We start from the raw sequence: 9985 nt of genomic DNA, 5'->3' as shown, positions 1-9985 counted from the left end.
GGTGTATGACTTCGTCAACGTGGTCAACGGCGAAGCCAACCTGCAACAGGCGCTGATCAAAGACAAGCGTCTGGAAAACCTCTACGTACTGGCCGCCAGTCAGACCCGCGACAAAGACGCGCTGACTGTCGAAGGCGTGGAAAAGGTTCTGATGGAGCTCAAGGAACAATTCGAGTTCGTGGTCTGCGACTCCCCGGCCGGCATCGAAAAAGGTGCGCACCTGGCCATGTACTTCGCTGACGAAGCGATCGTCGTGACCAACCCGGAAGTGTCCTCGGTACGCGACTCGGACCGCATGCTCGGCCTGCTGGCCAGCAAGTCGCGTCGCGCCGAACGTGGCGAAGACCCGATCAAGGAACACCTGCTGATCACCCGCTACCACCCGGAGCGTGTTGAAAAGGGCGAGATGCTTGGCGTTGAAGACGTCAAGGAAATCCTCTCGGTAACCCTGCTCGGCGTGATCCCGGAATCCCAGGCGGTGCTCAAGGCATCCAACCAGGGCGTACCGGTGATTCTCGACGACCAGAGCGATGCCGGTCAGGCTTACAGCGATACCGTCGACCGTTTGCTGGGCAAAGAAAAAGCCCACCGTTTCCTCGATGTCGAGAAGAAGGGATTCTTCGAGCGCCTGTTTGGAGGTAGGTAATGAACCTTTTTGACTTCTTTCGTGCCAACAAAAAGCCAAGTACCGCCTCGGTAGCGAAAGAGCGTCTACAGATCATCGTGGCGCATGAGCGCGGCCAGCGCAGCACGCCGGATTACCTGCCAGCCTTGCAGAAGGAACTGGTCGACGTGATCCGCAAGTACGTAAACATCGGCAACGACGACGTACACGTTGCACTGGAAAGCCAGGGCAGTTGCTCGATTCTGGAACTCAACATCACCCTGCCAGATCGCTGAGTCGATCCGGCAGGAACGACGGCGGCTCAGGGCCATTCCCATACCGGAATGGCCCTGAGCCGCCGTTGGCATTTGTTACGAGGCTGTTTTAATGCCGTTGTCCAACATCCGCATCATCCATCAGGACGCCGCCGTATTGGTGGTCGACAAACCGACCCTGCTGCTTTCGGTGCCCGGTCGCGCCGACGACAACAAGGACTGCCTGATAACCCGCTTGCAGGAAAACGGCTACCCGGAAGCGCGCATCGTCCATCGTCTGGACTGGGAAACTTCGGGGATCATTCTGCTGGCCCGTGACGCCGACACCCATCGCGAACTGTCGCGTCAGTTTCATGACCGCGAAACCGAAAAAGCCTACACCGCGCTGGCGTGGGGTCAGCCGGAACTGGACAGCGGCAGCATCGATTTGCCGCTGCGCTACGACCCGCCGACCAAGCCGCGTCACGTGGTGGATCATGAGTTCGGCAAACATGCGCTGACCTTCTGGCGCGTGCTGGAACGTTGCGGCGACTGGTGCCGCGTCGAGCTGACGCCGATCACCGGCCGCTCGCACCAGTTGCGTGTACACATGCTGTCGATCGGGCATCCGTTGCTTGGCGATGGCCTCTACGCACACGAACAAGCCCTCGCTGCCTGGCCGCGCCTGTGCCTGCACGCGAGCATGCTCAGCTTCACCCATCCGCAAACCGGTGAACGCCTGCGCTTCGAGTGCCCCGCCCCCTTCTGACGGCTTGCGCAGAAACCCTGTAGGAGTGAGCCTGCTCGCGATAGCGGTGTGTCAGACCAGAATTATTTGAATGACACACCGCTATCGCGAGCAGGCTCACTCCTACAGGGATCCGGTGCAGATTCAATTCCCCGGCCGATGCGTTAAACTCCCGCCCATTGCTGTCTGGAGTTTCTTATGCGCGAAGAGTTGAACCAAGGCCTGATCGACTTTCTCAAGGCCTCCCCTACCCCGTTCCACGCCACTGCCAGCCTTGTTCAACGTCTGGAGGCTGCCGGTTTCGTGCGCCTCGACGAGCGCGAGCCATGGACCACCGAGCCTAACGGCCGCTATTACGTCACCCGTAACGACTCCTCGATCGTCGCGATCAAAATGGGCCGCACTTCGCCACTGCACGGCGGTATCCGCCTGGTGGGCGCGCACACCGACAGCCCGTGCCTGCGAGTCAAACCGCAACCGGAGCTGCAGCGTCAGGGCTTCTGGCAACTGGGCGTCGAAGTCTACGGCGGTGCGCTGTTGGCCCCGTGGTTCGACCGCGATCTTTCGCTGGCCGGCCGCGTGACCTTCCGCCGCGACGGCAAGGTCGAAAGTCAGTTGATCGACTTCAAGGCGCCGATCGCGATCATTCCGAACCTGGCCATTCACCTCAACCGTGAAGCCAATCAAGGCTGGGCAATCAACGCGCAGACCGAACTGCCGCCGATTCTCGCGCAATTTGCCGGTGACGAGCGCGTCGACTTCCGCGCCGTACTCACCGATCAACTGGCCCGCGAACATGGCTTGAACGCCGACGTCGTGCTCGATTACGAGTTGAGTTTCTACGACACGCAAAGTGCTGCAGTGATTGGCCTGAACGGCGACTTCATCGCCGGCGCGCGCCTGGACAACCTGCTGTCGTGCTACGCCGGCCTGCAAGCCTTGCTCACTGCCGAGACCGACGAAACCTGCGTGCTGGTGTGCAACGATCACGAAGAAGTCGGCTCCTGCTCGGCCTGCGGTGCCGACGGCCCGATGCTCGAACAGACCCTGCGCCGCCTGCTGCCGGAAGGTGACGAGTTCGTCCGCACCATCCAGAAATCCCTGCTGGTTTCGGCCGACAACGCCCACGGCGTACACCCGAACTATGCCGAGAAGCACGACGCCAACCACGGCCCGAAACTCAATGCCGGTCCGGTGATCAAGGTCAACAGCAACCAGCGCTACGCCACCAACAGCGAAACCGCCGGGTTCTTCCGTCATCTGTGCATGGCCGAAGAAGTGCCGGTGCAAAGCTTCGTGGTGCGCAGTGACATGGGCTGCGGCTCGACCATCGGCCCGATCACCGCCAGCCACCTGGGTGTGCGCACCGTCGATATCGGCCTGCCGACCTTCGCCATGCACTCGATTCGCGAGTTGTGCGGCAGCCATGACCTGGCGCATCTGGTGAAAGTGCTGAGCGCGTTCTACGCCTGCCGCGAATTGCCGTAAGCAGTATTTGTGGCGAGGGAGCTTGCTCCCGCCGGGTTGTGAAGCGGCCCCAAAACCTGAGCACGCGTAGAGTCAGCATGATCGTGTGCTCAGAATTTACGACGGCTGCGCCGCCGAGCGGGAGCAAGCTCCCTCGCCACAAGATCGAGCAAACACCGGCTCATTGCTGACACACATCACCACCCGCGTCAGAAACCGACCTAGACTTGAATCATCCCTCCCGACAAGGCAGTCACCATGATCTCGATGTCCTCCTTCCACGCCATGCTCATTCCGATCTTGTGCGGAATGATCCTGCTGGCCATCGGCTTCAACTTCCGCGACAAGAACGCCGGGGTGTTCGCCATGTGGATCGGCATGCTGATGATCCTCGCCACCGTGGTCTACAAGATCCTCGCCAAACTCAACGAATAAATCCGCGCCCGGCTCGCATTGAATCAGGCGGGCTCGTACACTCCAGCGAATCCGCCCCTTGCGAGGTTGACCGCCTAGTGTTTGCTCGTCTGTTTGCTCTACCCTGCCTGTTCCTCGTCTGCCTGATGACGCTGCTGCCCGTGGCGCCTGCCCACGCGGTCGGTCTGCCGGGCCTGCTCAACACCAGCAAGACGCAGCCCGAAGCCCAGGAACCGCTGGGGCAATCCCTCGATGAAGTCATCAAGTCGCTGGAAAACGACAAGCAACGTGCGCAGTTGCTGACCGATCTGAAAAAGCTGCGCGACGCCACGAAAAAGGCTCAGGCCTCACCGGAAGAAGGCGTTCTCGGCCTGATCGGCGGCACGCTGGCCAGTTTCGAAAAACAATTCTCCGGCGCCGACAGCCCGCTCAATCGCTGGTCCAACGAGTTCGATCTGGCCAAGGATGAGCTGAAAGCCATGCTGCTCCCGGCCAGTGAATGGCTGCCGATCATCTTCGGCTTCGCGGTGATTCTGATGGTCTGGAGCCTGCTCGCCGCCGCGCTGATCTGGCTCGGCCACCGGGTGCGCATGCGCTTTGGTCTCACCGAAGAACTGCCGCAACACCCCAAGGCTCTCGATATGCTGCGCTTCGCGTTGCGCAAACTCGGGCCGTGGTTGATCGCTTTGGTGATGACCGTTTACATGAGCTACGCCCTGCCCTCGTCACTGGGCAAAAGCCTGGCGATGGTGCTGGCCTATGCGCTGGTGGTCGGCACCTGTTTCTCGGCGATCTGCGTGATCGCATTCTCCCTGCTCGACGGCCCGCACCGCCATCGCGCGTTGTACATCCTGCGCCATCAGGCGTTCCGGCCATTGTGGCTGATCGGCAGTTTTGCTGCGTTTGGTGAAGCGCTGAACGACCCGCGTCTGATCGAGAGCCTCGGCGTGCACTTGGCACACACGGCGGCGACTGTCGCCAATGTCCTCGCCGCGCTGTCAACCGGGCTGTTCATCCTGCGTTTCCGCCGGCCGATCGCGCACCTGATCCGCAATCAGCCGCTATCCCGGCGCCTGACCCGCCGCGCCCTCAGCGACACCATCGAAATCCTCGGGACCTTCTGGTACGTGCCGGCGCTGGTACTGGTCGGCATTTCGCTGTTCGCCACGTTTGTTTCCGCTGGCGACACCAGCACCGCGCTGCGCCAGTCGCTGATCTGCACCGTGCTGCTGGTGTTGTGCATGGTCATCAATGGATTGGTACGCCGGCATTCGCTCAAACCGCAACGCGGAGCGAAACGCCACGCGCTCTACTCCGAGCGCCTGAAAAGCTTCTTTTACACACTCGCGCATCTGCTGGTATGGCTGGTGTTCATCGAACTCGGCCTGCGGGTGTGGGGCCAGTCGCTGATCGGTTTTGCCGAAGGCGAAGGCCATGACGTCAGCGTCAAACTGTTCAGCCTGATCGGCACACTGATCTTCTCCTGGCTGATCTGGATTCTCGCCGACACCGCTGTGCATCACGCCCTCACCCGCTCGCGCAAAGGCTTGGCCAACGCCCGCGCGCAGACGATGATGCCGCTGATCCGCAACGTGCTGTTCGTGGCGATTTTCATCATTGCGCTGATCGTCGCCCTGGCGAACATGGGCATGAACGTCACGCCACTGCTGGCCGGTGCCGGTGTCATCGGTCTGGCCATCGGTTTCGGCGCGCAGTCACTGGTCGCGGACCTGATCACCGGCCTGTTCATCATCATCGAAGACTCGCTGGCCATCGATGATTACGTCGACGTCGGCGGCCACCTCGGCACCGTCGAAGGCCTGACCATCCGTACCGTGCGCCTGCGCGACATCGACGGCATCGTCCACACGATCCCGTTCAGCGAAATCAAAAGCATCAAGAACTACTCGCGGGAATTCGGCTACGCGATCTTCCGCGTAGCTGTGCCATACAACATGGAAATCGACGACGCGATCAAACTGATGCGCGAAGTCGGCCAGAAGATGCGCACCGATCCACTGCAACGGCGCAACATCTGGTCGCCGCTGGAGATTCAGGGTGTCGAGAGTTTCGAGTCCGGCAGCGCGATCCTGCGCGCCCGCTTCAAGACCGCGCCGATCAAACAATGGGAAGTTTCCCGGGCCTTCAACCTGTCGCTCAAGCGGCATCTGGACGAGGCAGGACTGGATCTGGCGACGCCGAGAATGAGTGTGCAGGTGATCACTGCCGGTGGTGGCCAGCCGAAGGAATAGCACTTAGGCACGACGTTCGGGTCACAGGCAGGGAAGCCAGAAAAACAATAACCATGGAGAAACCCGATGCAGCTGACACGCATTGCCCAAGCCCTTCTGCTCACCCTGATCGCCAGTAACGCCGTCGCGGCGACAATGGACAGCACCCGCGAACAGATCGCCGCGCAAGCCAAACAGCTTGAACCCGAACTGTTGGAAACCCGCCGCGACATCCACGCCCACCCGGAACTCGGCAACAGCGAAAAACGCACGTCGGAACTGGTCGCCAAACAACTGAAAGCCATGGGCCTGGAAGTCAAAACCGGCGTCGCCCGCACCGGCGTGGTCGCCATCCTCAAAGGCGCCCTGCCCGGCCCGACCGTGGCCCTGCGCGCCGACATGGACGCCCTGCCGGTCAAGGAAGTTTCCGACCTGCCGTTCGCCTCGAAAGCCAAAGGCACCTACCTCGACAAAGAGGTAGATGCCATGCACGCCTGCGGCCACGACGCCCACACCGCCATCCTGCTCAGCACGGCAAAAATTCTCACCGGCATGCGCGACACCCTGCCCGGCACCGTGGTGTTCTACTTCCAACCGGCGGAAGAAGGTCCGAGCGACTTCATTCCCGACGGCAAAAACAGCTGGGGCGCGAAAATGATGGTCGAAGAAGGCGTAATGAAATCACCCAAACCCGACGCTGTCTTCGGCCTGCACGTCTGGGCCGGCATCCCCGCCGGCCAGATCGCCTACCGCCCCGGCGCCACCCTCGCCAGCTCCGACGACCTGCGCATCAAAATCCTCGGCAAACAAACCCACGCCGGCCGTCCCTGGGACGGCATCGACCCAATCACCGTCGGCGCCCAAACCATCGTCGGCCTACAAACCGTGGTCAGCCGTCGTACCGACATCTCGTCTTACCCCTCAGTGGTCAGCATCGGCACCATCAACGGCGGCACCCGCTACAACATCATTCCCGAATCCGTCGACATGACCGGGACCATCCGCTCTTACGACTATGGCATTCGCCAGAAACTGCATGCGGACGTGCGCCAGACCGTCGAGAAAATCGCCGAGAGCGGCGGCGCGAAAGCTGATGTCACCATCATCGAAAAATACGACCCGACCATCAACAACCCGGCACTGACCTAAAAAATGCTGCCGACGTTGAAATGGGCAGCCAAGGATGATGTGGTGAATGCACCGCTGGTGGGGGGCGCGGAAGACTTTTCGTTCTATGCCAAGGAAGTGCCGGGGTTGTTTGTGTTTCTGGGCGTGACGCCACGGGATCAGGACATGAGCAAGGCAGCACCGAATCATAATCCGGGGTTCTTTGTGGATGAGTCGGCGTTGGTGGTGGGCGTGAGGACATTGGCGTCGCTGGCGACGGATTATTTGTATGCCAATGCGGGGGCGGGTAAGTAGAGATGAGGTGACTGTGGGAGTGCCTTCGCGAGCAAGCTCGCTCCCACATTTGGACCGTGTGCAGTCTGCCAGAAATTGGTCGGCTCACAGGCCGCCATCGCGAGCAGGCTCACTCCTACAAGGGATCGAGTACATCCGCAAGAAACAGGTCGGCTGTCAGGCCGCCATCGCTGGCAAGCCAGCTCCCACAGGGATTGAGTCCAACCGGTAAACCAATATCGCTTCTGCTTCTCACCACTCAACACAATGAGCGCAAGCTCGAGTACCGCTTTTGATCTTGATCCACGGGCGACGTCGGAAGGCTGAGTGGAGGGATTGATCCGGGGGTGGGAGCGCAGCGACCGTTTGGCGCAGCCAAACACATCGAGAGGAGGTGCAGCGAAGCAAACCGGAGGCGATGCGCCCGGATCGATCCCGGAGCGAAGGAACCCCGAGCCCCAGCGAGCGGGCCGCACGTAGGAGCAAGCCTTTTTGGTTACTTTTTCGGCGTCTGGAAAAAGTGACCCGCCGTAAGGGCGGAACCCTAATCAGCAACACCCGAAGCAACGGATATGCCCCCAAAACCAATCAAACCACATCAACCCCAACATGAATCGCATCATGCCGCCAAAACTCCAGATCACAATCAATCAACCGCTCATGCTGATCATAATTGACCCGAGCAATCCGCAACCCCGGACTCCCCACCGACACCCGTAAAGCCGCCGCCGCATCCACCGACAACGACGTAGGCACAATCTCAAAGCGCACCCGCCCATAGTGCAAATCGTAATGCCGCGCATACAACTCGGTAATCGACTGATTCAAATCAAAATCCAGAATCCCCGGAAAAAACTGCGGATTCAGATAATGCTCCACATAAAGCACCAGCCGCCCATCAATCCGCCGCGACCGACAAATCTGAATCACACTCGACAGCGCCGGCAACTGCAACCAGGCACAGACCGCCGCCGACGCCGGTTGCAGTCGAGCCGAAATCACCTCGGTCGACGGCACCCGCCCCTGCGCACTGACCATCGCGTGAAAGTGACTGCGCTGCATCAAGTTATAAGCCAGACGCGGCGGCGAAACGAACCAGCCCCGCCGCTCCTCACGATAAATCTGCCCTTGCGCCTCCAGTTGCAACAACGCCTCGCGCACAGTAATCCGCGTCGTGCCGAACAACTCACTGAGCTTGCGCTCGGCCGGCAACTTACTGCCAGGCGCCAATAGCCCGTGGTCAAGTTGCTCCTGCAACACCTGGCCAATCGCTGTCACCGCTTTTGTTGCCTCATCGCGCATCAACGTTACCTATCTGGACTAGACCAGCACTGTTTCGGGGCAAAACCGCACGGCGATCTCACCGCATTCGTGTGTTGCAAGCCTAGGCAGTGCAGATGACCGAGAGATGACAAACCTGCTGAACGGTCGGCTAAACGACTTGCAATACATCGGCCAAGTCCCTTGCTCTCCGGGGCTTTGAGCATGGTCTACGCTTAGCGGGCAGCCGTCGAAACAGGGCAAATAAAAGGCTTGTCCGGCGACCACCGACATCAAAGTGTCATCCAGCCCCCTTAAATTGGCTCAGGTATTGCTGACCTAGACCAACACAAACCGCAATCGCAGCGTTGAACACGACCAAGGAGCTTCGGAATGAAACAGCTTTTCCTGGCAACACTGTTAGGCTCGACCATTGCAATGTGCACCTCCGCCATGGCGGCAGGCACCGATCTGAAAACCCTCGAAGCCGCTGCGAAAGCGGAAGGCGCCGTCAACAGTGTCGGCATGCCCGATGACTGGGGCAACTGGAAAGGCACCTGGGAAGACCTGGCCAAGACCTATGGCCTGAAACACATCGACACCGACATGAGCTCGGCTCAGGAAATCGCCAAGTTCGCTGCCGAAAAAGACAACGCCAGCGCCGACATCGGCGACGTCGGTGCAGCCTTCGGCCCGATCGCGGTCAAGCAAGGCGTGGTGCAGCCGTACAAGCCAAGCACCTGGGATCAAGTCCCGGACTGGGCCAAGGACAAGGACGGCAACTGGGCGCTGGCCTACACCGGTACCATCGCCTTCATCGTCAACAAAAAACTGCTGCACGGTTCCGAGGTACCGACCAAATGGGCTGACCTCAAGGGCGGCAAATACAAGGTCTCCATTGGTGACGTGAGCACCGCCGCACAAGCGGCCAACGGCGTTCTCGCTGCTGCCCTGGCCAACGGTGGCGACGAGAAAAACATCCAGCCGGCCCTGCTGCTGTTCGCGGACATCGCCAAGCAAGGTCGCCTGTCGATGGCCAACCCGACCATCGCCACCATGGAAAAAGGCGAGATCGAAGTCGGTGTGGTCTGGGACTTCAATGGCCTGAGCTACAAGGCAAAGATGGCCAACCCGGATGACTACGTGGTGCTGATTCCGTCCGACGGCTCGGTGATTTCCGGCTACACCACGATCATTAACAAATACGCGAAAAACCCTAACGCCGCCAAGCTGACCCGCGAATACATCTTCAGCGACGCCGGCCAGACCAACCTCGCCCGAGGCAATGCGCGCCCAATCCGCGCCGAGCACCTGCAACTGCCGGAAGACGTGAAAGCCAAGCTGCTGCCGAACGAGCAGTACAAAAAGGTCACGCCGATCAAAGACGCCGATGCGTGGGAAAAAACTTCCAAGGCCCTGCCGCAGAAGTGGAACGAAGAAGTCATCGTAGAGATGAAGTAACCCTGTAGATCCCCAATGGGTCTGACGCAAAACCCTGTGGGAGCGGGCTTGCCCGCGATGGCAATTTCAAATTCAACACATCGGTTGAATGACATGACGCCATCGCGGGCAAGCCCGCTCCCACAGGATCCGTGTCGATTTCGAG

The 9985-nt window shown here is 60.2% G+C and carries 8 protein-coding genes and 1 pseudogene; 8 read left to right on the top strand and 1 reads right to left on the bottom strand.

Translation table 11 applies throughout. The features are described from left to right. From minD to ACIONG_RS25875, 7 genes and pseudogenes are all read left to right on the top strand, one after another. A partial coding sequence (minD, locus tag ACIONG_RS25905; protein ID WP_401303530.1) for a septum site-determining protein MinD occupies nt 1-646 on the top strand: 646 nt, incomplete at its 5' end. Further along, nucleotides 646-900 carry a cell division topological specificity factor MinE gene (gene minE / locus ACIONG_RS25900; RefSeq protein WP_003223146.1) on the top strand — a complete coding sequence of 85 codons (255 nt, stop codon included), beginning with the start codon at nt 646-648 and terminating at the stop codon, nt 898-900. The genes minD and minE, both read left to right, overlap by 1 nt. Before the next feature lie 91 nt (nt 901-991). After that, a complete protein-coding gene (locus ACIONG_RS25895) occupies nt 992-1627 on the top strand; it encodes an RluA family pseudouridine synthase (protein ID WP_007960625.1) in 636 nt (211 codons plus the stop codon). Nucleotides 1628-1804: 177 nt separating this feature from the next. Next, nucleotides 1805-3094 carry a M18 family aminopeptidase gene (locus tag ACIONG_RS25890; protein ID WP_007919200.1) on the top strand — a complete coding sequence of 430 codons (1290 nt, stop codon included), beginning with the start codon at nt 1805-1807 and terminating at the stop codon, nt 3092-3094. A 237-nt stretch (nt 3095-3331) separates the two neighbouring features. Continuing rightward, nucleotides 3332-3508: a hypothetical protein gene (locus tag ACIONG_RS25885; protein ID WP_177431475.1), complete on the top strand. Its 177-nt coding sequence runs from the start codon at nt 3332-3334 to the stop codon at nt 3506-3508. 77 nt (nt 3509-3585) lie between these two features. Next, nucleotides 3586-5739: a mechanosensitive ion channel family protein gene (locus ACIONG_RS25880; protein ID WP_401303528.1), complete on the top strand. Its 2154-nt coding sequence runs from the start codon at nt 3586-3588 to the stop codon at nt 5737-5739. A 66-nt stretch (nt 5740-5805) separates the two neighbouring features. Beyond that, nucleotides 5806-7140 (top strand): annotated as a pseudogene (locus ACIONG_RS25875) (amidohydrolase). A 567-nt stretch (nt 7141-7707) separates the two neighbouring features. On the opposite strand, the gene ACIONG_RS25870 reads toward ACIONG_RS25875, so the two are convergent. Continuing rightward, entirely contained in the window at nt 7708-8421 is a 714-nt protein-coding gene (locus ACIONG_RS25870; protein WP_103307243.1) for a UTRA domain-containing protein, read from the bottom strand. Between the two features lie 351 nt (nt 8422-8772). Here ACIONG_RS25870 and ACIONG_RS25865 point away from each other — a divergent pair, with 351 nt between their 5' ends. Further along, nucleotides 8773-9840 (top strand): ABC transporter substrate-binding protein, encoded by a 1068-nt coding sequence (locus ACIONG_RS25865; protein ID WP_401303526.1) that lies wholly within the window; start codon nt 8773-8775, stop codon nt 9838-9840. The last annotated feature ends 145 nt before the right edge of the window (nt 9841-9985 follow it).

This window comes from Pseudomonas sp. NPDC087817 (genome assembly GCF_044742875.1).
Lineage (GTDB): Bacteria > Pseudomonadota > Gammaproteobacteria > Pseudomonadales > Pseudomonadaceae > Aquipseudomonas.
Note: the sequence above shows the minus strand (reverse complement) of the source record. Positions and strands in the feature narration are given on the sequence as shown.

Bases quoted from the DNA above. Each gene is read 5' to 3' on its own strand.
- minE (WP_003223146.1), top strand. From the start codon at position 646: ATGAACCTTTTTGACTTCTTTCGTGCCAACAAAAAGCCAAGTACCGCC.
- ACIONG_RS25895 (WP_007960625.1), top strand. From the start codon at position 992: ATGCCGTTGTCCAACATCCGCATCATCCATCAGGACGCCGCCGTATTG.
- ACIONG_RS25890 (WP_007919200.1), top strand. From the start codon at position 1,805: ATGCGCGAAGAGTTGAACCAAGGCCTGATCGACTTTCTCAAGGCCTCC.
- ACIONG_RS25885 (WP_177431475.1), top strand. From the start codon at position 3,332: ATGATCTCGATGTCCTCCTTCCACGCCATGCTCATTCCGATCTTGTGC.
- ACIONG_RS25870 (WP_103307243.1), bottom strand. From the start codon at position 8,421: ATGCGCGATGAGGCAACAAAAGCGGTGACAGCGATTGGCCAGGTGTTG.
- ACIONG_RS25865 (WP_401303526.1), top strand. From the start codon at position 8,773: ATGAAACAGCTTTTCCTGGCAACACTGTTAGGCTCGACCATTGCAATG.